This window comes from Nostoc sp. UIC 10630 (assembly GCF_010747425.1).
Lineage (GTDB): Bacteria > Cyanobacteriota > Cyanobacteriia > Cyanobacteriales > Nostocaceae > Nostoc.
This window is the reverse complement of the sequence record NZ_JAAGOG010000037.1, coordinates 1-24,451: the sequence shown is the minus strand read 5'-3', so window position 1 is coordinate 24,451 and position 24,451 is coordinate 1. Positions and strand designations below refer to the sequence as shown.

At 40.0% G+C, this 24,451-nt stretch carries 18 protein-coding genes; 16 read left to right on the top strand and 2 right to left on the bottom strand.

Going from position 1 to position 24,451, the window contains the following annotated elements:
* The first annotated feature begins 1 nt into the window (after position 1).
* The 12 genes from G1O98_RS11875 (at position 2) to G1O98_RS11820 (ending at position 16,083) form a co-directional block, all read left to right on the top strand.
* Positions 2 to 1,111 carry a glycosyltransferase gene (locus G1O98_RS11875; RefSeq protein WP_163929007.1) on the top strand — a complete coding sequence of 370 codons (1,110 nt, stop codon included), beginning with the start codon at positions 2 to 4 and terminating at the stop codon, positions 1,109 to 1,111.
* Positions 1,112 to 1,397: 286 nt separating this feature from the next.
* A complete protein-coding gene (locus tag G1O98_RS11870; RefSeq protein ID WP_163929006.1) occupies positions 1,398 to 2,426 on the top strand; it encodes a glycosyltransferase in 1,029 nt (342 codons plus the stop codon).
* A 10-nt stretch (positions 2,427 to 2,436) separates the two neighbouring features.
* Entirely contained in the window at positions 2,437 to 3,249 is an 813-nt protein-coding gene (locus G1O98_RS11865; protein WP_163929005.1) for an FkbM family methyltransferase, read from the top strand.
* A gap of 13 nt (positions 3,250 to 3,262) precedes the next feature.
* The gene (locus tag G1O98_RS11860; RefSeq protein WP_163929004.1) at positions 3,263 to 4,600 is read left to right on the top strand and encodes a glycosyltransferase family 4 protein; all 1,338 of its coding nucleotides are present in this window, start codon (positions 3,263 to 3,265) and stop codon (positions 4,598 to 4,600) included.
* Entirely contained in the window at positions 4,597 to 6,105 is a 1,509-nt protein-coding gene (locus G1O98_RS11855) for a hypothetical protein (protein ID WP_163929003.1), read from the top strand. The genes G1O98_RS11860 and G1O98_RS11855 overlap by 4 nt, the downstream gene beginning before the upstream one ends.
* 3 nt (positions 6,106 to 6,108) lie before the next feature.
* Complete coding sequence (locus G1O98_RS11850; RefSeq protein WP_163929002.1) at positions 6,109 to 7,314, top strand: glycosyltransferase family 4 protein; 1,206 nt, start codon at positions 6,109 to 6,111, stop codon at positions 7,312 to 7,314.
* Positions 7,315 to 7,373: 59 nt separating this feature from the next.
* Positions 7,374 to 8,531: a glycosyltransferase gene (locus tag G1O98_RS11845; protein ID WP_163929001.1), complete on the top strand. Its 1,158-nt coding sequence runs from the start codon at positions 7,374 to 7,376 to the stop codon at positions 8,529 to 8,531.
* Positions 8,532 to 8,844: 313 nt separating this feature from the next.
* A complete protein-coding gene (gene asnB, locus G1O98_RS11840) occupies positions 8,845 to 10,644 on the top strand; it encodes an asparagine synthase (glutamine-hydrolyzing) (protein WP_163929000.1) in 1,800 nt (599 codons plus the stop codon).
* A gap of 86 nt (positions 10,645 to 10,730) precedes the next feature.
* Positions 10,731 to 11,924 carry a glycosyltransferase gene (locus G1O98_RS11835; protein ID WP_163928999.1) on the top strand — a complete coding sequence of 398 codons (1,194 nt, stop codon included), beginning with the start codon at positions 10,731 to 10,733 and terminating at the stop codon, positions 11,922 to 11,924.
* A 248-nt stretch (positions 11,925 to 12,172) separates the two neighbouring features.
* The gene (locus G1O98_RS11830; protein WP_163928998.1) at positions 12,173 to 12,940 is read left to right on the top strand and encodes a glycosyltransferase family 2 protein; all 768 of its coding nucleotides are present in this window, start codon (positions 12,173 to 12,175) and stop codon (positions 12,938 to 12,940) included.
* Between the two features lie 268 nt (positions 12,941 to 13,208).
* Positions 13,209 to 13,748, top strand: coding sequence for a WcaF family extracellular polysaccharide biosynthesis acetyltransferase (locus tag G1O98_RS11825; protein WP_163928997.1), 540 nt, complete (start codon positions 13,209 to 13,211; stop codon positions 13,746 to 13,748).
* A 466-nt stretch (positions 13,749 to 14,214) separates the two neighbouring features.
* Entirely contained in the window at positions 14,215 to 16,083 is a 1,869-nt protein-coding gene (locus G1O98_RS11820) for a carbohydrate-binding protein (protein ID WP_163928996.1), read from the top strand.
* A gap of 218 nt (positions 16,084 to 16,301) precedes the next feature.
* On the opposite strand, the gene G1O98_RS11815 is transcribed toward G1O98_RS11820, so the two are convergent.
* The gene (locus G1O98_RS11815) at positions 16,302 to 16,481 is read right to left on the bottom strand and encodes a hypothetical protein (protein WP_163928995.1); all 180 of its coding nucleotides are present in this window, start codon (positions 16,479 to 16,481) and stop codon (positions 16,302 to 16,304) included.
* A 220-nt stretch (positions 16,482 to 16,701) separates the two neighbouring features.
* On the opposite strand from G1O98_RS11815, the gene G1O98_RS11810 reads away from it, so the two are divergent.
* The 4 genes from G1O98_RS11810 to G1O98_RS11795 all read left to right on the top strand — a co-directional run bounded on the left by G1O98_RS11810 (position 16,702) and on the right by G1O98_RS11795 (position 20,804).
* On the top strand, positions 16,702 to 17,412 hold the full coding sequence (locus G1O98_RS11810) for a TIGR04283 family arsenosugar biosynthesis glycosyltransferase (protein ID WP_163928994.1): 711 nt from the start codon (positions 16,702 to 16,704) through the stop codon (positions 17,410 to 17,412).
* Between the two features lie 90 nt (positions 17,413 to 17,502).
* The gene (locus tag G1O98_RS11805; protein ID WP_163928993.1) at positions 17,503 to 18,261 is read left to right on the top strand and encodes a TVP38/TMEM64 family protein; all 759 of its coding nucleotides are present in this window, start codon (positions 17,503 to 17,505) and stop codon (positions 18,259 to 18,261) included.
* A complete protein-coding gene (locus G1O98_RS11800; RefSeq protein WP_163928992.1) occupies positions 18,230 to 19,003 on the top strand; it encodes a TVP38/TMEM64 family protein in 774 nt (257 codons plus the stop codon). Before G1O98_RS11805 ends, G1O98_RS11800 begins: the two co-directional genes overlap by 32 nt.
* Positions 19,004 to 19,253: 250 nt before the next feature.
* Complete coding sequence (locus G1O98_RS11795) at positions 19,254 to 20,804, top strand: mercuric reductase (RefSeq protein ID WP_163928991.1); 1,551 nt, start codon at positions 19,254 to 19,256, stop codon at positions 20,802 to 20,804.
* Positions 20,805 to 20,857: 53 nt separating this feature from the next.
* On the opposite strand, the gene G1O98_RS11790 is transcribed toward G1O98_RS11795, so the two are convergent.
* The gene (locus G1O98_RS11790) at positions 20,858 to 24,331 is read right to left on the bottom strand and encodes a PA14 domain-containing protein (protein ID WP_163928990.1); all 3,474 of its coding nucleotides are present in this window, start codon (positions 24,329 to 24,331) and stop codon (positions 20,858 to 20,860) included.
* Positions 24,332 to 24,451 lie beyond the last annotated feature (120 nt).

Sequence of the window (24,451 nt, the reverse complement as noted above, 5' to 3'; positions counted from 1 at the left end):
CTTGTCAGACAAAACAAAGAAAGGTCTTTTTGTAACTTTCTCCGTCTATGTTAATAGTGCTTTTGGTGGAGTGCAGCGCTGCACAAAGGAATATCAAGAAGTTATTGAAGCGGCAGGATGGAGCTTAGAAGTTTTAGCGTATGAAATAGATCGCCGATGGCAGGCGAGAATTTTCCGCAAACTTAAACCATCGAGCTTTTATAATCGCATTCCGCAATCTTTTATTGATGCCTTAATTGCACAAGTTCAATCAGAACATATTCCTTACGTATTTCTCAATCAAGTGGATGCATTATGTATTGCACCATACTTAAAAAAGGCCGTACCAGATGTCAAGATTGTCTTGTTATCTCATGGGGCGCAGTTTGTCGATGATTTTCTTGCAGTGCAGAATCAGACTTCAATATCTTCAAGGAAGCGATCGCACCTAGCTAATACAATTCTTGATGAGATGCAACTTAGGCAACATATAGATCATGTATTTACATTAAGTGAGCAAGAAGTCGCATTTGAGCGTTGGCTAGGCGCAAAGTCCGTAAGTTGGCTGCCTCGCATTATTTCACCAAAGCCTCTAGACTGGAAACCGATTGCTGGTCGTGCAGGGTTTGTTGGCACATTAGATCATCAACCAAACTATGAAGGACTGCTAAGTATCTTGACTAACTTGCAAACTAGGAAAGATTTTGAAGGAACTATCAGAATAGTCAGTAGTTCAAAAGAACTTGGCAGATATTTAGAAGAGCGGTTTCATTTCGTTAAATATCTAGGTCGCCTTGATAACGAAGACCTTAAAAATGAAGCATCAACTTGGACATGGTTCATTCATCCTTTATTTATATGGTCTCGCGGCTGTAGCACTAAGCTAGCCGATGCGCTGGAGTGGCAAATACCTGTCCTAACCACTGAAGTAGGTTGTAGAGGATACACATGGCAAAAAGGCAATGTGATTAAATTCGATGCAATAAACGAGTATTCTTCTTATTTATGTGGCAAGGACTCAGAATATGATATATCTTTAGTCAGACAAAAACTAATCCTAGCCTCAGAAACATCTCCTTCTGTTCTTGATGTCGCTGCACTAGCTAAACTAGCTTTGAACAAAATAAGCTAATCGGCATTTTAATTTTTGGGCTGAGTCCCTAACAGCAATGGCTTCATAGCGATCATCTTACAATTTTGATGCGTGACAGATGCTCGTAAAAAAAACTAGTCATTATCTAAAGTTATGAATAATTTTTTAACATCATTAAAAGAAGAAATTAAAAATCAAATCTATAAAAGAGGATGGATAGTTTGTAAACTCAAGAGGTTGTCAACAGGTGTAGATATTTCCGCAGATTTCATTTTTTACCACGTCATAGTTCTCTAAATATCTGATAAGCGTTGGGCAACCTAAAATGCGTATTCTACTCACTGCCGATCCTGAACTACCAGTACCACCAAAATTGTATGGTGGTATTGAGCGCATTGTTGATTTATTGGTTACAGGATTACAAACTCGTGGTAACACCGTGGGACTAGTTGCTCACCCTGACTCAACCTCAAAAGTAACTCAATTCTTTCCTTGGCCGGGGAAGCGATCGCAAAACAAATTTGATGCGTTGCAGAATACAATGACCCTAGGGTCAGCAGTAAAAAAGTTTCAGCCCGATATTATTCATAGTTTCTCTCGCATCCTTTATTTATTACCCCTGTTACCATCTAGTCTCCCCAAGGTGATGTCTTATCAGCGAGATCCCAGCCATCGCACCACTCGCTGGGGTACAAAGCTTGCTAAGGGTTCTCTGACCTTTACAGGTTGTAGTGATTATATTTGTAGCATCGGACGAACTGCCGGGGGAGTTTGGCATACCATCCACAACTGTGTGGAACTAGAAAAATACACTTTCCAACCACAGGTAGCTCCCGATGCACCACTGGTATTTCTCGGCAGAGTAGAGCAGATTAAAGGAGCGCATAATGCGATCGCTATTGCTAAAAAAACTGGACGCAGCTTAATCATTGCTGGTAATCACGCCACAACTGGGGAAGCAGGTCAATACTGGCAACAACAAATTCTCCCTCACTTGGGAAAAGATGGAATTGAGTATGTTGGGCCTGTCAACGATGCTCAGAAAAATGATCTATTAGGACAAGCTGCTGCCATGATTGTACCAATTGAATGGGAAGAACCTTTTGGTATTGTCTTTGCTGAAGCCTTGGCTTGTGGTACTCCTGTAATTTCCTGTCCCAGAGGTGCATTGCCAGAGATTGTGCGTCAAGGTATTGACGGTTACTTAATTAACAGTATTGACGAAGCAGTTGTTGCTGTTAACCAATTACTAAATATTGATCGTTATCAATGTCGTCAACGGGCTGAAAAACATTTTTCAGCTTCTGTTATTTTAGATCAGTACGAAAAACTTTATCATAACCTATTGTTTTAGTTAAAAGAAGATGAGCATACAAACAATTTCTTTACCTTTACCTCTAACTTGGATACAAGCGCTGGATTTTAAACATAAATTGGGAATTTGCGAACGATTGTTTGGTGAGGCGATCGCATTAAAAGGCATTTGTTGGGTGGAAACCGGAGCAGGAATTCCCTGGAAGCTTGATTTGACAAATTCCACCCATCGCTGGATTGTTTATGGCAAATATGAAGGAGCAGCATTTCTAAACTGGGCGAAAAAATTTCTCCCTAGCGATGGTATTGTTGTAGACTCAGGTGCAAATATTGGCCAAATGTTAATGTACTTAGCTCAGTGGCTACCGCAAGGTAAAATACTAGCATTTGAACCCGGTACTGAAGCAGGCAACTGGCTAAAAGAATGTTTAGCAATTAACACCACTCTGCCCGTAGAAATAATTAAGGCAGGACTTGGTGCATCTCTGGCTCAATTACGTCTCAACCATATTGGAGATAGCTTGGGACATGGTGCTTGGAGCCAAATATCTGAAACTGAAGGTGAAAAAATTCAGATAGTACGTCTAGAAGACGAATTAGCTGCACGTTCTATTACAACAGTAGATTTGTGGAAGTTGGATGTAGAAGGTTATGAAATTTCAGCCTTACAAGGTGCAGAAGCATTTTTGAAGGAGCAACGAATAAAAGCTATTTACGCAGAGATGATAGATGAAAATGGGCAGCGAATTCGAGATTATCTTACTCAGTTTGGCTATAGCTGTTACCTGTTTGACTCACGAGGAAAAATATATTCTCCAAGTCAATTGCCAAATCATACTAACGGACTTTTCCTGCCTAATTAAATTGTAATATGCAATGTATCCTAGTTTAAAGCGTAAAGTTTTAATCATCAGTCCCCACTTCCCGCCCATTAATGCCCCCGATCATCAACGGGTAAGAATGTCTCTACCCTACATGGAACAATTTGGTTGGGAAGCTCACGTTCTCACGGTTCAACCAGACTATGTTGCAGGTATTGAAGACTCTCTACTAGCAAAAACAATTCCCGATCGCATCCCTGTAACTTATACAAAGGCATTACCTCTGCAACAAACTCAGCGTATTGGCCTAGGTAGCCTGGGTATACGAAGTTTTCCCTATTTACTCAAAGCTGGCGATCGCTTACTTCAGCAAACAAAATTTGATTTAATATACTTTTCAACAACTGTATTTATCACAATGGCTCTGGGTACCCGATGGTATCGCCGCTTCCGCATACCTTACGTCTTAGACTTTCAAGATCCCTGGTTAAGCGATTACTACAAACAGACAAACACACCTCCACCAGGGGGACGCTGGAAATATGGGTTTTCTCAACTCCAAGCAAAACTGCTGGAACCCAGAGCTATGAGCAAAGTCAGTCATGTAATTAGCGTATCACCAGCCTATCCAAAAACCCTACAACAGCGATATCCACATTTGCTTTCAGAACAATTTACTGTTTTACCCTTTGGTGCGCCTGAGCCTGATTTTGAGCAACTACCTTACCTCAATATTCAACAAAAAATATTTAACCCTCATGATGGTAAACGTCATTGGGTTTACGTAGGTCGAGGTGGTAACGATATGGCTTTGGCACTGCGGACTCTATTTCTCGGCATCCAGTCAGAGCGTCGCCATCACCCTGAAAAATGGCAAGCAGTTGAATTACATTTTGTAGGTACTAGTTATGCACCAGGAAATCGCGCTGTCAAAACCGTAGAGCCGATTGCTCAAGAATTAGGTGTTGCCGACTTAGTTCGAGAACATGTCCATCGTATTCCTTACTTTGAAGCCCTACAAGTTCTTGTCGATAGCGATGCTATTCTAATGATTGGTTCTGATGACCCAGACTATACCGCTTCTAAACTCTATCCTTGCATTCTAGCCCGCAAACCCGTTCTGGCCATTTTTCACCAGCAAAGTTCTGTAGTCAATATATTACAGAGTTGCCAAGCTGGTAAATCTGTAACCTTCACTTCCCAAAACAAACCAGAAGATTTGCTCCCTAAGATAGTTGACCAGCTCAATTGGTTATTATCTATCCCAAAAGGTTATAAACCAGAAACTAACTGGTCTGCTTTTCAAGCTTATACCGCTAGAGAAATGACTAAAAAGCAATGTAGTATATTTGACAATTGCCTTACTAATGCCAAAATTAACAAATCATTATGAACGGATACTTTGAGTCTAATCCTCAACCTTGGGAATACTTTCCTCGCCCCCCAAAGAAAAAACAAGATCAGCTATTGAGAGTATTTTGGATAATCGCTTTAGGGCTTTTTGCTTTTGAAATCTTCTTCAATGAAAATACCTCTTTACTTAGTAAAGCTGGAGCAATATTGATTACCATTGCTTCTCTAGTACCTAGCTATCTTTGGTGTTCAGGTCGCGCTCATGGAATGCCTATCTTCCCATTTTTTGCTCTCACTTTCCTTTGGACTTATGCTTTACCACTTGTCAGTAATCATCCAACCGTTATTACTTATTCTCCCAGTAGCCATTTGTTTGCTGGTCTGACGGTCGCTGGATTTTTAGGACTAGGAACCTTAGTCTGGTTCCGATTTGTCAAATCTATTCCTCCAATGCCTAAGTTTTATCGGAGTTTGAACATTCGTAAAGGCATTAACTTTTTCTTATTTATATTGATAACCAGTGTTTTATTTAATGTATATAGTAATGCTGGCTGGCTTGAATCTATTAATGGAGGAACAATTGCTGTAGTGCGCGGTACAATTTTAGGATTAACCGCACTAGGTGTTTTTGTCCTTTCTTATCAATTAGGAAAAAAAGAATTATCAAAATTACAGTCTAGATTGTTTATATTATTTCTAATTGCCAATTTAGTGACAAGTACAGTTACATTGCTGCTTGTCTCTGCTTCTAGTATCGCTTTGCTCGCTATAATTTCCTTTGTTATTTCTCGGAAAAAACTACCTATAATATCAATTATAATTCTTCTGGTTATATTGAATTTTTTGCACTATGGCAAATCCGAGATGAGATCGAAGTATTGGTTTGCTAAAAATAGCTCTTGTTATGTTCAACCCTGGAATTATCCTGCTTGGTATTCTGAATGGATAGGCTATTCACTAACTTATATAAATAGAAATAAGAGTGAAGATAATTTACCTATTAATTCCGAAGAAAAAGCTTCTTTTGTTGAACGATCTAGTGTAATCCAAATGCTACTTTTAGCTCAGGACAAGAGTCCCGATAGAATACCTTATTTATACGGAGCGACCTATGCAATTTTACCCGAACTTTTAGTCCCTCGGATATTAAACTCTAATAAAATCAGGTCTCATGAAGGTACAAGCATTTTAAACGTACACTATAAACTACAGACATACGAACAAAGTGTGAAAACTACTATTGGCTGGGGTTTGCTAGCTGAATCCTATGCCAATTTTGGATTAATTGGCTGTGGAGGACTGGCTATTATTTTGGGTGCAGCTTATGGAAAAGCAACTCGTTGGAGTATGAATGCTCCAATTTTATCATTCCAGTCTCTGTTTGCTGTACTGATGATGTCATACTCCTTCCAATCTGAATTTTCTGCCGGAGTATATGTTGCTGCTTTATTTCAATCAAGCACAACAATTGCTGGTATTTCGTTAGTTTTGATGAAAAAGCAGCGGGTTTCACGACATGCTTTTCAGGGGGGACAAATGAATTAAATTATGAATACGATAAAACTGGCAATTATCACATCTCACCCAATACAATACTACGCACCTTGGTTTCGTTACCTGGCTAGTGCTGGTGATTTGCAGATTAAGGTATTTTACTTGTGGAACTTCGGTGTTACATATCAGATTGATACAGGCTTCCAGCAAGCCCTACAGTGGGATATTCCCCTCTTAGATGGATATGAATACGAGTTTGTACCAAATGTTAGTTATAAACCAGGAGTTGATCATTTTTGGGGGTTACAAAATCCATCTTTAATCTCACAAGTGAAAGCTTATAATCCTGATGCAGTCCTCTTGATGACCTACAACTACGCTAGCATCTATAAATTTCTCTGGAAATGGAATTCATCTGAGATACCATTGCTATTTAGAGGTGATTCCCATCGACTACTACAGCCTAGTGGAATTAAAGCATGGGCGCGTCAGCAGTTTATTACCCAGATTTATCGCCGCTTTGCTGCTTGCCTCTATGTAGGTAAAGCTAATTATGGCTACTTTCAATATCATGGTGTACCCAGTAATCATCTATTTTTTTCTCCCCATGCTGTTGATAACGATCGCTTTTTTACTCAAGCTGAGAGTGCCAAACACCAGGCAACTATATGGAAGCAAGAATTAGGTATCCCATCGGATCATGCAGTGATTCTATTTGCAGGTAAATTTGAATCCAAAAAACGTCCTTTGGATTTGCTACAAGCTTTTTTGGCAGCAAACCTGTCTCAAGTATCGCTGCTATTTGTCGGTGCAGGTTCTTTAGAAGCAGATTTAAAAACCGCAGCCGCCCATCATTCAAATATCTATTTTGCTCCTTTTCAAAATCAAAGCTTGATGCCTCGCACCTATGCTATTGCTGATTTAGTTGTGTTGCCCAGTTACGGCGCTTCAGAAACTTGGGGACTGGCAATTAACGAAGCAATGTGCTTATCTCGCCCAGTAATTGTCAGCAGCCACGTGGGTTGTGCCCAAGATTTGATTCATCACAAACACAATGGGCTTGTATTTCCGGCTGGTAATGTATCAGCTTTAGCCAGTAGCCTGCAAGACGCATTTTCTGATTGCCAGCGTTTGCGGCGCTGGGGAGAGGAAAGCCAAAAAATTGTGTCTCAATACAGCTATACTCATGCAAGCAAGGGTTTAAAACAGGCGCTTGATTATGTATGTCGCGCCAAGCAAGGAGAAGTTACAGCTAAATAAATAAAAAACTTATCTAAAAAGTTTCCTACCCTGAATTTGCTGATAGTTAATAACAAAAAGTGAGTAAGAAAAACTTTAGTAAACATAACCAACACTATCATCTCTGGTTTCCTGGCCTATTCAACTCAACAGGTGGAATTGAATGTTACTCTTCTTTGTGTTTAAAAGCATTTGAAAGTCTCTACCCCGATTCTGCTTACGATATCGTAATTAAGCACGATACAGATGTGCCATCCAAGTCACCTAATTTGTGTTTTCATGCAACCGGTAATTGGCCTTTATCCCTACGTACTCCAATACTTGCAGCGCAAATGATTGGTCTTGGTCTTTGGCAACGACCAAAACTCATCTTTTCTACTCATCTCAACTTTAGTGTGATAGCGTACCTATTGAAACGATTAATTGGCATTCCCTACTGGGTTGCAGCGCATGGAATAGAAGCCTGGGACATCCAAAATCCTACCCTTAAAAAAGCCCTCAAGAATGCTGACTTAATTCTAGCCGTTAGTAATTACACTCGCGATCGCCTACTCAAAGAACAAAATCTCCAGCCAGATCAAGTTGTCGTCCTGCCTAATACTTTCACTCCTAATCGCTTTAGGATTGCACCCAAACCAGATTATCTCCTCCAACGATATGGCTTAAATGCACAACAACCAATTATTCTTACTGTGGCTCGGCTTTCTCAATCAGAGCAATACAAAGGCTACAATAAAATCCTTAGCGTCTTACCCCAAATTCGTCAAGCTATCCCAAATGTACACTATGTTATAGTCGGTAAAGGAACTGACCGACCAGCAGTTGAACAGTTAATTGCCGAGTCTCAACTTCAAGATTGTGTAACCTTAACTGGCTATGTTCCTGACCGAGAACTGGGAGATTATTATAATCTTTGCGATCTGTTTGCCATGCCAAGTAGAGGTGAAGGGTTTGGTATTGTTTACCTAGAAGCACTAGCGTGTGGTAAACCTACTTTGGCAGGGAATAAAGATGGAAGTGTTGATGCTCTATGTCAAGGAGAATTAGGCGCACTGATTGACCCTGATGATGTCGAGGCGATCGCTGAAGCTATAATTCAAATCCTCCAAGGTAAATATCCTAACCCTCTAATATATCAACCCGAAGAATTAAGAAAGCGGGTAATTGATAAATTTGGTTTTGAACGCTTTCAACAACGCCTTAATTATTACTTAGAAAAGCAGTTTTCCCAGACTTGATATTGTGTCTTTGCTGTGGAATAGAATGAATTTTGTATAAAAGAAAGTAAATGATGGTAATTTAAGGTGAGCTTCCAAAGAACATCATTCGTTATGCCTTAAGGAAAATAATCAAGTTTCCTAAAAGTTTTACGATTAAAAAATTTCTTTCCAGAGCTTGCTTTTCTAAGAAACTTACGCGAATCCATAGGTATCTCTGTCGTACAAAGAGTAGCTAGCGTCAAGAAAAATTGTAGATTCTTTGCCGCTAAATTAAGCTAATCTACTATTAATTGTCATATTTATATTTTCTGTATTTCTTAAGAGGTCTTAAATGTGTGGTATCGCCGGAATTTTAACTAAAACAGAAATAAATCATGATCTGGAAAATTTGGTGCTAAAGATGCAAAATGCTATTAAGCACCGTGGCCCAGATGATTTAGGTACTTATATATCAGAGGATCGACGAGTAGCCCTTGCTCATACTCGTCTGTCAATTTTGGATCTCAGCCCTGCTGGACATCAGCCAATGTCTACACCTGATGGTCGGTACTGGATTACTTTCAATGGTGAAATTTATAACTTTTCACAACTGCGGCAAAATCTCATTTCTCAAGGAGAGCAGTTCCAGTCCCAAACAGATACAGAAGTTATCCTCAAGCTCTATCAAAGAATGGGTTCTAAGTGTTTAGAACATTTAAGAGGTATGTTTGCTTTTGCTATTTGGGATGACTGGGAAAAAACCTGCTTTATGGCTCGCGATCCTTTAGGAATCAAGCCATTATACTATTGGGAATCTGGTTCTACTTTAGTCTTTGCTTCAGAGCTTAAAGCTATCCTTGCATCTCGTTTACCTGCCCTTAACTTGAGTCCAGAAGGATTATATGGCTATCTGGTATATGGTTCAGTTCCAGAACCATATACCCTGATTGCAGATATTCATTGTTTAGCAGCTGGTCATTGGTTGTATTGGCAAGGCGATCGTGTCACAAAACAACAGTATTGGCAAATTAACTTTACTCCACAAGCAATTTCACCAATAGAAGCCCAAGAAAAAGTTCGTAATGCTTTAGTTGATACAATCGAACATCACTTGGTAAGTGACGTGCCTGTTGGCATTTTTCTTAGTGGTGGAATTGACTCTACAGCTATTCTAGCTCTAGCTACAAAGGTGCAGAATAAACAAATATCTACATACTCTATAGCTTTTGAAGAAACCCAATGGAATGAAGGCGAAGTTGCAAAAAAAGTTGCCAATTTATTTGGAGCAAAACATACAGAATATAAAGTTACGGCCTCTGTTGCAAAACAGTTCTTTCCTGAATTCCTACAAGCTATTGATCAGCCCAGTATTGATGGATTTAATACTTTTTTTGTATCACAGATTGCCCACGAAGACGGCATGAAAGTAGTCCTATCTGGGCTAGGTGGAGACGAAATTTTTGGTGGATATAAATCATTTGAAAAAATTCCCCAGATGCTAGCATGGGGTAAAACATTGCAAACAATTCCTGTTCTAGGAAAAAATATAGGTAAAGGATTATCGCGTTGGGGAAAATCACCAAAACTAAAACGCCTGGGTGATTTTTTGGAACAGTCTCCAAGTTCTGCATCTGCCTATTCTACTTTCAGAGGAATTTTCTCTCACCAAGAAGCATGTGCAATTATGCAGCAGTATATTCATAATCAACCTTTAACTACTTATATCTTTCCATCAGCCGATACTCATAAAGCAGATTTGACAATAGAAGATGAAGTAAGTTTGTTAGAAATAAGCTGCTATATGCGTAATCAGCTGTTAAGGGATAGTGATGTAATGAGCATGAACTGGGGATTAGAATTACGGGTTCCCCTAGTTGATCGTAATCTATTTGAGGCAGTAGCTTCTATTCCTAGTAATATCCGTTTAGCAATTGGTAAAAAACTATTAATTCAATCAGTTCCTGAATTGCCAGAATGGGTTGTTAACCGTCCTAAAAAAGGATTTTATGTTCCCGTTGATAAGTGGATTTCTGGGGATTTACAAAATCATTTTAATAATATAAAGGTTCCCGATAATATTTCTCTTACTCATTGGTATCGGCACTGGAGTTTGATGATGTTACAACATTGGCTAGAGCGAACTTATGCCTAAAAAATTGTTCAATTTTAAAGGTAACTTGTGAGGACTGCCAAAAAAAGTTAGATTAATAATTAAAAACCTCACAATTTTGAATAGAAATGAAAATTCTTCATATTATTCCTTCAATAGCATCAGTAAGAGGTGGCCCAAGTCAAGCAGTAATAGAGGTAGTTAAAGCATTAAGAGATGAAAATATTGAAGCAGAAATTGTTACTACTAATGATAATGGTAATGATTTGCTTGATGTACCCCTTGGTAGGCGTATTGAGTACAACCAAGTGCCAGTAAATTTCTTTAAGCGATTTTCTCCTAAAGTTGGCTCCATCAGAGAATTTGCCTTTTCTAGAGAGCTAACTATATGGTTGTGGCAAAATGTTTCTAAGTATGACTTACTACACGTCCACGCTATTTTTTCCTATCCTTCTACAGTAGCAATGGCGATCGCTCGCTTCCAAGGAGTTCCTTACATCGTTCGCCCTTTAGGACAGCTATGTGAATGGTCTTTACAACAAAGCTCTCGCAAAAAGCAAATTTATCTCCAACTCATAGAAAAAGCCAATCTAAATTATAGTAAATCCATACATTTTACCTCAAAGCAAGAACAACAAGAAGCTTCGCAATTAAATCTAAGTTCCCCAAGTTTTATTTTACCGCACGGTGTTGATATTCCTAATATTAACCCTAACGCGCGTCAGCATTTGCGGCAATACTTAAACTTACCAGACGATGAACCAATTATTTTATTTTTATCTCGCCTACATCACAAAAAAGGTTTAGAATACCTAATTCCAGCTTTAGGAAAATTATCAGATTATCGCTTTACATTTGTGTTAGCAGGTAGTGGTTCACAAGAATATGAAAGTGAAATTAAATCACTTCTCGTATCCAATGGCATTAAAAACCGCACCCATATTACAGGATTTGTTAAGGGAGAAATTAAAGATTTATTTCTGCAAGGAGCGGATTTATTTGCTCTGACTTCTTACTCGGAAAACTTTGGTGTAGCAGTATTAGAAGCTTTATCTGCGGGTATTCCTGTTATAGTTACTCCTGGTGTTGCTTTAGCTAATCTAGTTGCACAAGAAAATCTTGGTTATGTTGCAGAGTTTGATGTAACTGCGATCGCGGCTGCTATACAGCAGGTTTTGGATTGTCCCGAAGAAGCACAAAAGCGAGGCGATCGCGCTCGTAAATTTGTATTAGAAAATTATACTTGGGATCGTATCGCATCAAAACTAATTTCAGTTTATACTGATATCATTGAAAGTCAGACTGTTTCTACTGCCCGTTAACATAAATGATAAATAATAGGTGATTAAACATATAAATTCAAAGATTACTAACCAATACGAATATCAATCTTCTAATCAATCACATCATTATCTTTATCTTATAAAACCTCTGATGGAGATGATATTGGAATATAATTACAAACATTAAATTTAAGTTTGCAGGTAGATTTCCCTTTCTTTGGAAGTCTATGCTTTGTTCTCGCACTTTACTCGGGAATTGATCTGATTCTGAAAGATTTATTTTTGATATGCTAAAGCTGATTACTCCTCTTATTCTCACGTATAATGAAGACCCAAATATTGAACGCACACTCCAGCAACTCACTTGGGCAGAGAAAATCATAGTTATTGATAGCTATAGTAGTGATAAAACTCTAGAAATTCTTAACTCCTATCCACAAGTTCATATATTCCAACAGGAATTTGATACCCATGCTAGGCAGTGGAATTATGGTTTAGAGCAAGTTCAGTCGCCTTGGGTGCTTTCTCTAGATGCAGACTATATAGTAACTAATGAGTTAATTTCTGAAATTGCTGCTCTACCGATTGATGGAAAGATTGATGGCTATTTTGCCAGATTCCAGTATTGTGTGTTTGGTAAACCAATGCGTAATTGTATACTTCCACCTCGTCAAGTGCTTTTTCGTAAAAGCAAGGCTAAGTACATCGATGATGGACACACACAACTTTTGCAGATGTTTGGTAACTCTGCAACACTTTCTGCCTATATTCACCACGATGATCGCAAACCCCTAAAGCGTTGGTTATGGGCACAGGAGCGTTATATGGTATTGGAAGTAAAAAAATTACTAGAGACTCCTACTAGTGAACTTAGTTTAGGCGATCGCATCCGCAAACAAAAAATTATTGCACCTTTTATAATTTTATTTTATTGCTTAATTATCAAAGGCGGTATTCTAGATGGTTGGCATGGTTGGTACTATGCCTTTCAACGTGTTCTGGCAGAAATACTCTTGAGCATTCGACTTATAGAAGCTGAGAAATTTAAAACTTAATTAGTCAGTAGTTATTAAGAATTTATTTTAATATATTATAAATATTTACAATACTTAGATACATTCAGTAAGCATCAGTAGGAGATTCAGTCCTACAGCTACAAAGGTTGACCACTAAATCTACTATTTGGTGGGGTTTTAAAACCATCTATTCAGCGTTCGACTGAGCCTTGTCGAAATGTCACACCGAAGTCAAAGTCCGCCAGTCGTATAGAATTCATGTTGAATTCTAGCTCATGAATGCTATTTCGATAAATTTAACCACCGTATGCGCCTAAATCAATATACTGTTAACGACTACACTCCAGGAGCACCATACTGGAAGCAACTTCTTTGGTATTTTATTGGATCGCCCTTAGTTGAAACTTATTGGCTACCATTTTCAGTTTTTAAGATTTGGGTACTCCGCAGTTTTGGAGCTACAGTTGGTCAAGGTGTCCGCATTAAACCTGGAGTGCGGGTAAAATTTCCCTGGCGGTTAGACATTGGTGATTTTGTTTGGATTGGGGAAAATGTATGGATAGATAACCTCGCTTGTGTCACCATTGAAAGCCATGTTTGCCTATCTCAAATGGTCTATCTCTGCACCGGGAATCATGACTGGAATCATCCCGATTTTAAATTAATTGTTGCCCCAATCAATATTCAAGAGGGTAGTTGGATTGCTGCCAAGTCTGTAATTGGGCCAGGGGTCACTGTTGGTCGAGGAGCAGTACTAACATTAGGTGGAGTTACTGGAAAATCGCTACAGTCGATGACCATTTATGCAGGTAATCCGGCTCAACCCATCAAGCAACGAAAGCTTTAATAAGACATATCTGAAAACAGGCAAAGCCTCTGTGCAAAAAGCTTCAAGCAGGCGATCGCAGATTTCACTCTTAACGTAAATTTAAACTGATAATAGTACTTTGAGATATTTTTCGTTGTAAATAGGTCAGAATCTAAGCTTATAAATAATCAGACAAAATTACAAAATTAATTATATATGGTTCTCGAACGGTTTGATCCCTGATATACTCTCTGCGTAGTAACGAAAGAAGGATGCCTAGCCTAGATTAATGGAAAAGTGATAGTCATCACATTTTGAAAAAACGACATTTTCAAAATTCTTCCACCCGAATAAATACTGAAGTTGTTAGTTCAATCTCTAATCTATTAGCTCTGATATATTTCAAGAGTCATTAGTAGATGTAGTAACTAACAGCCTGTTGACTGCGGCTAGTTTGTTTATATTTTGATTCAGCAACGCCTTTTAATTTCAGAGGATAAATGATGTGAACCCTAAATTAAGCAGATTTTTTCTGCACACTGCTATTACGTTACTGTTACTACTGAGTTTATCCGGCATTAGTCATGTATTAAATATTCCGGTTGTTGAGCCACTGAAGGTTATAGCGGCTACCAGCACATTGACTATTCCGTCGAGCGCATCGGCACCTTGGCCTGTATTTAAGCGTGTAGATGCTCTCAACTCATCGTTTCGTTCTGGACTAAACACAGCCTGGGGAGACTATTGGGAGCGTAGCGAAAATCCTTTTGATCTTGTGTATACAGAGCAAACCCAGGAACTAACCAACACCGCCAATGGTAACTATGCAATATACAACAACCTTGACTTAGGTAGTGGTGTAGAGGCGTTGATGATGCGTATCGCTTTACCTTCTGGGACAAACAGCGTTGAAGTGCGCTTAGGTTCAGTTAGCGGCACTGTAGTGGGAAGCTGTACCATCAACAGTACTGGTTCTCTGTCAAACTATCGTACAGTTCCGTGTCCTTTGAATAAGAGCCTTGCAAAAGGAAAACAAAACCTTGTCATTAGGTTTACAGGCTCTAACAGTTCTATGCGCTTTAATTGGTTTGCTTTCTGGGCAAAGGATACAGTGCAAAAAATTGACGAGATACAAAAAATCCAATCCAACAGTGTAAACCAAGGTTCGCCTGTTATTCCTATTTCTGGCAGACCGATACGAATACAAAACCTACTACCAACCAGTTCCCAGATTCTGGCCAAATCCTATGGGCTGTGGTCTCCTGGCAAAACATGGGAATGCCCCAAGTGGATGCACGATACTTATTTCACCAACGGTGAGGATGGCAAAGTCTACCCCACATGGCATCCACCTGTAGATTTCAACCCTGAAACAAATACGTATTGTACATACGGTCACGAGCATGGTGACGATCCGCTCAGTTCAGAGGTATTTAATATTGCAGGGATGCCAGCTTTTGGCTATGTAAATGAGCAACTAGCAACTAATAATCCATCTAATCCATCTGTTCATAGAAATGAAGATCACTTTGGGCATAAGGTTCTTGTTGCCAACAATTGGCAGATGTTCGATGCCAGCAACAGCAGTTTAATTAAATCCTGTGACGTGAGCTTAAAACTGCACATGGGTACACATTCGCCGGATGCGCTAGTAAATACAGCCCATGAAATGTTTGCGTCTGGTAAATGTGATGGGCTTGAACCCTTCAATTTAAAGCATTTTGCTTTGTTTGGTGCTGCCGGAGAATTTAAAGAACCTGAAACTTCTTTGTGTAACTTATCAACGGTAAATCCTGGCATTCCTCCCTCCCCTACGAATCAACCCTATGGTGATGCCCATCGCGCCATTCCTACTGCTGGTTGTTACCAGCGTGGGACAGTTGATCAAAAAACGGCAGATATAAATTCAAGAAATACTGAATCTTGGCTTACTGGCTTTGCTGGAAAAAGTTTTTACTTTAAGGTCGCAAATCCTTCCCGTTTTTATGATCCGTCTACCACAACGAAGATCAATAGGACTGTGAATAGCTGCTATGACCCAGCACATCCTCTTTCTACAACTCTAATTTGCGAGGAAACATTAGCTGCTGGTAGCAAAGTCGAGTGGGACGACCCGCGATCGCCCTTCCGAGGAACAACTCAAAGAGAAACTCACTTTTCTGGTCTTGCATTTAGCAATTCTGCAAATTCAGTAATCTATACAGATGCTTATGGGAGAAACGCAAGCATATCACCCGCTCCCGCTCAAGGGATTACGTTCAAGCAAATTGTTCCTGTCAAAGGATTTAAGTATGATGTAAATGGTCAAGCTAGCCTTTTCCCACCCAGAGACTATTCTGCATTGGGACAAAATGGGGTAAGAGCGCCTAATTAAAAGAAACCGAGCAATTCTAAATCTGTAATGCAGGGCAATCGTGCCTGCATTCCATAAGAAACTCAAAGCTTCAGTTTCTCCATTCGCCGATGTCACGCCTTCGACCGAGCAGCAATAGCCTCATTAGACTATTTGTCAAGGTGTGGCATGGGCGGTGAAAAATACTAGTTTTCATGATGAGTTGTTAATTATAAAGACTTTTTCAGACGGGGATTTATTTAAACCCAGATTCCGCAGGTGATCTCGTAAATACTGTATTTTTGGAAATGACCTAAATGCTGCATTTTAGAAGCATTACAATCACTATCAACCGATTTTGTCACTCCCCGAAAACTTTTGCCATTTTTGAATTCTAAAGCTTTTGTATACCAAGCGATGGCTCCGCCTGCCGCAGGCATCGCAAGATTTTTCGGCGTTGCTGAGTGCGGTATGAATTAATTGAACACCAGGATAAAATGATGCTTCAAGTGCTGAAGTAATAATAGAGTAAAGTATTTCAGTATTTTTACGGTCTTAGAATAACATAGTATTTTGCGATAGCGAAGCGGTAGCGACTTAGGAGGGTCAATAAACTGAGGGTAAACTTTCCATCCGTCAGTAACATAAAAATAACAATTTATGAGTCAAAATATTGACGCAGCTAGAATTTCTATTATTATTCCGACTCTTAATGAAGCAGGGAATATCAAAAAAGCAATTGTAACTACTCAACCCAATACAAATATAGAAGTAATCATAGTAGATGGTGGCTCTAAAGATGACACCATAGAAATAGCTCAGTCTTTAAATGTCAAAGTTATCTCATCATCTCCAGGTCGTGCTGTGCAAATGAACGCGGGTGTAGTAGCTGCTAGCGGGAATATTCTCTTATTTCTTCATGCAGATACCCGTTTACCGACTGGGTTTGATGACATGATTCGCACAGCGCTACAACAACCTGGGACTGTGGCTGGTGCATTTAAGTTGCGGATTGATGCACCACTTTTAAGTTTACGATGGGTGGAGTGGGGAGTAAATGTGCGATCGCATTTTTGCCAAATGCCCTACGGCGACCAAGCAATTTTTTTAACCAAAAAAGTATTTCAGCAAATTGGTGGTTTTCCTGAATTGCCTATCATGGAAGACTTTGAACTCATACGTTGCTTAAAATCCATTGGACGAATTGTAATTATTCCTACACCAGTTGTTACTTCAGCCCGTAGATGGTTGCAAAAGGGAGTATTCAAAACTACGCTGCTTAATCAAATAGTAATTATTGCTTATTTACTCGGCGTTTCACCTGAGCGAATTCGTTGTTGGTATCGCCGAGAAAAATTTAAAAGAATTTAAGCTGTTTCTCATCTGAGTACTATATCTTAGGAGCAGTGAATTTAAAATCTAGGTTTCAAACTTGAGCCTCAGAAGGTCAAACTTATAAAAATGAAAAAACCTTTATTAACTTCTAAACTCAAACTACTACTCCTAAGTTGCCTGATTTTCACTTTAATAATTGCTGCTAAACAGTTAAACTTTCAGGGACTTTTACACACATCAATCATTTGGGTTGAGAGTCTTGGAGTTTTAGGGCCTATCGCTTATATATTCATTTACAACTTGGCAACATTATTATTTATACCGGGTTCTCTCTTGACACTCAAAGGTGGTTGTCTGTTTGGAGTATTTTGGGGGTCAATATATGTGCTAATTGCTGCAATAGCCGGAGCAACTTTAGCTTTTATTATTGGACGCTACCTTTCACGAGATTGGATTTCTCGACAAATGGACAAACATCCTAAATTTAAAGCAATTGATTTAGCAGTTGCGAAAGAGGGATGGAAAATAGTTTTTCTAACTCGTCTCTGTCCCGTTTTTCCCTTCAATTTATTAAATTATGCTTTTGGAGTCACACAGGTTTCTCTCAAAGACTATATATTAGGTTCCTTTGGCATTATTCCTGGTACTGTGATGTACGTTTATATTGGTTCTTTAGCTGGTAATCTTGCCATGATTAACACATCTCATCAACCAACTACTCCAGAAACTCAAGTCTGGCAATGGATAATGCAAGTAGTTGGGTTGATTGCTACCGTTGCCGTGACTGTACATATCACAAAAGTTGCTCAAAAAGTATTAGCTCAAAGTGTGGCATTAGAAGAAATAACAACCCATGAAAAAAATAACAATCATTCAGATATTTAAAAGTATTGATGCCAGAAACTTACAGAAGCTTTTTAGCCTAGGTGTATTAATATTATTGATATTGGCGAGTGCTTTCGCATTAAACACAGAAGCGGCTCTAGCAGAAGAATCTGCAAATCCAAATTATTTCAATCCTCAAACCATTTTACGGGATTCGTTGCAGTGGATTGATAGCCTGGGTGCATTGGGAGCCATAGCTTTTATTGCACTTTACATTATCGCTACCGTCGCTTTTTTCCCTGGTTCTATTCTCACCTTGGGTTCTGGCGTTATATTTGGCGTAGTTTGGGGTTCTTTGTACGTCTTCATTGGTGCAACACTTGGCGCTACAGCAGCTTTCCTCGTGGGACGTTATTTAGCAAGGAACTGGGTTGCTGGTAAAATTGCAGATAACAAAAAATTTGCCGCCATTGACCAAGCTGTTGGCAGAGAAGGATTAAAAATTGTCCTGCTAACGCGACTCTCGCCAATATTTCCTTTCAATTTATTAAATTATGCCTTTGGTATCACGGGAGTTTCACTTAAAGATTATTTCATTGGCTCTGTAGGGATGATTCCTGGAACCATTATGTACGTTTATATAGGTTCCCTTGCAAGTAATCTTGCCATGATTGGTACTGAAGCTCAACCTACTAACCCAACTTTACAATGGGCAATTCGGATTTTGGGTTTGATTGCGACAGTAGCCGTTACAGTTTATATAACCCGGATTGCACGTAAAGCTTTAGAAGAGGAATTGTAGGTACTCTATTGTGGGCTATTCAACAGCAAATTGCTGTAAATTATCGATTGTTGAAACGTTTATACAGGAAAACTTTAATCGTATCTGTCAATTCCCAAACGGACAAAACAATTCAAAGGTTGTATTTATTATTAAACAAACATAAAAAACAAGAGACTGAGCCAACTAAATTTATCAGGATTCTTAATTTTCAATTCCTCCCAAAGGTAGTTGACTTTAGTATTTTCAATTCTTAAAAGAGGTTTCGCCAATGACCAATTCAGATTTAGAGAGAGTCACGGTTCGCCCAACGGATGAATATAACCAAAAGTTGGTATCTTACGTGCATCCGCCAAATTGGGTTAATCCTCAACCGGCAGATGTTTATGATTTGGTAGTAATTGGGGCTGGTACGGCGGGATTAGTGGTGGCGGCGGGGGCTGCGGGTCTAGATTTGGGTTTAAAAGTGGCGTTAATTGAAAAGCATCTCATGGGTGGAGATTGCTTAAATGTTGGTTGCGTACCATCTAAAACTATTATTCGGTCTGCCCGTGTAGTTGGCGAAATCTGGGATGCTAAAAACTTGGGAGTTAATATTCCCCAACATAATATAGATGTTGATTTTCCCAAAGTTATGGCAAGGATGCGGCGGATAAGGGCTGATATCAGCCACAACGACTCGGCGGAGCGGTTTCAAAAGTTGGGTGTCGATGTCTTTTTGGGTAGCGGTCGATTTGCGAGTAAGAATACCGTGGAAGTTGGCGGTAAAACCCTGCGGTTTAAAAAAGCTGTAATTGCTACTGGCGCAAGAGCCGCACAACTGTCGATTCCGGGAATTGAAAAGGCGGGTTATCTAACGAATGAGACGGTTTTTTCCCTAATTCAACGACCGGAACGTTTGGCAGTGATTGGCGGCGGCCCCATTGGTTGCGAATTGGCGCAAGCTTTCCGGCGTTTGGGTTCTGAGGTGGTACTTTTCCATAGCGGTTCTCATCTTCTGAATAAAGAAGACGCTGAAGCTGCTGAAATTCTCCAAAAGGTTTTGATTAGGGAAGGAATTCGCGTAGTGTTGAATTCCAAGTTGGAAGAAGTGGTAACTGTGACTGAAGGGAAACGGCTTTACTTTTCTTCTAATGGTCATCGAGATTCGGTGACAGTAGATGAAATTTTAGTCGGTGCGGGGCGATCGCCAAATGTCGAAAATCTAAATTTAGAAGCTGTGGGTGTAGAATACGACAAACGCCAAGGTGTGAAGGTAAATGATTATCTTCAGACGACCAATCCCAAAATTTATGCGGCTGGCGATATCTGCATGAACTGGAAATTTACCCATGCTGCTGATGCTGCGGCGCGGATTGTGATTAAAAATACCCTGTTCTCTCCCTTTGGTATAGGACGCTCGAAACTCAGCAGTTTGGTGATGCCGTGGGTAACTTATACTGACCCAGAAATTGCCCACGCAGGGTTGTATGAACACGAGGCGCAGAAATTGGGTATTGAGGTGACGACAATCAAGATACCTTTTAGTAGTGTAGATCGCGCGATCGCAGATGGTGAAGAATCAGGATTTCTCAAAATCCACCATAAAAAGGGGTCTGATGAAATAATTGGTGCAACTATTGTCGCCAGTCACGCGGGTGAGATGATCTCAGAATTAACTACAGCAATGGTGAATAAGCTCGGTTTGAGTAAGTTAAGCAGTGTAATTCATCCTTATCCCACTCAAGCCGAAGCTATTAAAAAAGCCGCTGATGCTTATCGCCGCACACTCTTGACATCAAATACCAAAAAATTGTTGGGATTTCTAACAAAGTTATCTTGACAAAAATCAGTGAACAGTCGAATAACTGTTCACTGACCTCCTTCAAGTCATCTCTAAGCAGGTCGGAAGCGAGCAATTTCACCCCCGGTCAAGTTTACGTAGTACAGATTACCATCTTTTCCAGTGGTGATCTGTGTAGGCACTCCTAGATTTGGCGTGTCTGCTGGGGAAGCAAACCGCTTAACAGAGACAAGTTTGCCCTGGCTATCGAATGTCAAAGCATCGATAGTTCCTTGACTGAAATCACCAACGAATAACGCACCTTGATAGATTGAGGGGAAAGTATTGCCTGTGTAAAAGTCACCCATAGTAATCGAATTGGAACTAAAATGCTTGTAAGTATAAACTGGTGCTGTAACAGTTTTGCCACTACTATAAAAGTCTTTTGCTGCATTTAGGGTCGCATATTTTGGTTGTTGCAAGCTGACGATGTTGCCTTTTGCATCAAGACCTCCTTCATAGAACGGCCAGCCAAAGTTAGCTCCTGGTTTTCCGACATTGACCTCTTCGTAAGAATCAAAGCCAACATCACCAATCACAGGGTTATTATTCTTATCAATTGTGAAACGGAAGGGGTTACGTAAACCTAAGTTATAAACCTTGGAACGATTGCTATTGGGATCGCCGTTGTAGAAAGGATTACTTGATAGACCTTGACCAGTAATCGCATCAATATGCAGGATCTTGCCGGACAGATTATCGATATCCTGAACGCGAATTGCTCGCGGATCTATCCCGTTGTAGGAAGTCCCGTCTCCTAAGCTCACAAACAGAGAACCATCGGTACCAAAGCGCACAGCACCAACTGAGTGAGATTCACTATCGTTGGCTATAAAATTCTGGACATTTTGGACTTTATCAAGATTATTGAGATAATCCTGCAAGCTAGTAAACGGCTTACCAGTATCTTTGTTAATAATTCCTGATGGTGCGTAGCCAAGTGAGACATTTGTGCTATTTCCATCTGGACGGCTAATATTATCCCAAGTGGCATTAGTACCCAGTAGCACAAATTGGCTGCCGGCAATGGCAGTAGTGTAATTTGTTTTGGGGTCAGCTGTTACCCGAATTAGCTGTGCAGTCCGATTCCCATTCTGATCGGGATTGTCCAATGTGCTATTGGGATTGTTTTTAGGGTTGTTTGGATTAGTTTCTGGTGGATCGTAAGTATACAATAGGTAAACATAGTTATTGCCGGTTGGACTTTTGCCAAAATCTGGATGTACAGCAATGCCTAAAAGACCGCGATCGCGCGTGTCATTTACCTGTGCAGAAATATCGATAAATGGTGTTGCTAATAATTTGCCGTTGTCTAAGACTCGCACTACCCCATTTTTCTGGGCAATGAACATCTGCTTTTGGTCAGCTGTCCAGTCAAAAGCTGTGGGTTGATTCAAACCAGAAGCTACCGTATCTAAAGCAAACTTAGTAGAGTCATTATCAAGAATCGTGATAGTTGTTTGTTGATTAGTTAGTTGGACTCCAACTGCATTACTAAAGTTGAGAGTAAATGTTTCATTTGATTCCTCAACGTTGTCATTAATAATGGGGATAATAATGTTTTGCTGGCTTTGTCCTGCAATAAAACTCAAGGTTCCAGATTTACTTTGGTAGTCAGATCCAGCTTTAGCCGTTCCATCCACAGTTGTGTAGTTCACACTAGCAGCGCCTACAGTGTTACCCCGTGTAGCTGTCACCGTAGCTGTACCAGCACCCTCATTAATTACTGGCGCACTAAAATCGATGCCAGAGCGATCGTTATCTTGAATCGTAATTCCAAGAGTTCTTTGGAGTCCTAGTGTTGCTCCCCCTGGCTGATCGATAACAAAACTAAAAGTTTCATCTACTTCTATTAATGAATCGTCATTGATCGGAATTGATACCTGTCTGCTGCTTTCACCCGGCGCAAAAATTATTGTTCCAGCGCTTTCGGTGCCATCACTTCCGTAGTCAACTCCTGCTGTGGCAGTACCAGCTATGGTTGCATACTTGATTGAAGATGTGCTGCTTAAATCACCACTCCTGAGCAAAGTTATGGTAGCATTAACAGCGCCTTCGTTCAGAGTTGTGGAAGATGATCCTAATGTGATTGTGGTCTGAAGAACTGGTGAATACAGTTGTGATTGAGGAATAATTTCTTTGGTCTGAGAAGCACTCGACCAAGCCAACTTGGAAACGGCATTGACAGTATTTTCGAAGTATTCAAGCTTAATATCATACTTCTGACCTGCAACTAGTGCGATCGAGCCGCTAAATTCAGTGGCAGATTGATTGACAAACTGATTGATGATTTGCTGACCATTCACCCAGAGTCGCACACCATCATCACTAGTGGTATAGAAGTTGTAAGTCTCGCTGTACTTGGCTTGCACTTGACCTGTCCAACGTGCTGAGAAGGTATCTGGAGCAATGAACGATTCTGGAGAACCAAAACCCCAGTCAAAGTTCACTGTCGTATCTGTACGGGTTTGCTTCAGGTTGGTAAAGTCGATGTTGTCGTAGTACTCTGCTTTGAGTCCGTTGCCGTTGCCATTAGCACTTTGACTATAAAGTTGGGACTGAGGAATGATTTCTTTGGTTTGAGAAGCACTTGACCAAGCCAGCTTGGAAACGGCAGTGACTGTATTTTCGTAGTATTCAAGTTTAATATCGTACTTTTGACCTGCAACCAGAGCGATTGAGCCAGTGTTTTCTGTAGGTGATTGATCGACAAACTTATTAATGATTTGTTGACCATTCACCCACAGCCGCACACCATCATCATTACTTGTGTAGAAGTTGTAAGTCTCGCTGTACTTGGCTTGTACCTGACCTGTCCAACGTGCTGAGAAGGTATCTGGAGCAATGGTCGGATCTGGAGAACCAAGACCCCAGTCAAAGTTCACTGTCGCATCTGTACGGGTTTGCTTCAGGTTGGTAAAGTCGATGTTGTCGTAGTACTCTGCTTTGAGTCCGTTGCCGTTGCCAATCGCAGGTACGTCGCTCTGACTATAAAGTTGGGACTGGGGAATGATTTCTTTGGTCTGAGTAGCACTTGACCAAGCCAGTTTGGAAACGGCAGTGACGGTATTTTCGAAGTATTCAAGCTTAATATCGTACTTCTGACCTGCAACTAGTGCGATCGAGCCGCTAAATTCAGTGGCAGATTGATTGACAAACTGATTGATGATTTGCTTACCATTCACCCAGAGTCGCACACCATCATCGCTAGTGGTATAGAAGTTGTAAGTCTCGCTGTACTTGGCTTCTACCTGACCTGTCCAACGTGCTGAGAAGGTATCTGGAGCAATGGACGAATCTGGAGAACCAAGACCCCAGTCAAAGTTCACCGTCGCATCTGTACGGGTTTTCTTGAGGTTGGTAAAGTCGATGTTGTCGTAGTACTCTGCTTTGAGTCCATCTCCCTGAGAAAGCAGACTGGCACTAGCTTGAGAAGAAATACTTGGCAGCAGCGTCTTATCAAGGGTTTGTAGAGATTTATTATCAATTACCGTTGGGTTAGAATTTTGATTCTGTAATTCATTCATTGAAATATATGCCTCACAATAGCGCTAGAACTAATTCCATAATTAATGTTGTGGAATTAGTTTTATAATGGATATTTCCAACAAAAAAAGCGTAGCTATACTAGGTGTAAACATATTAAT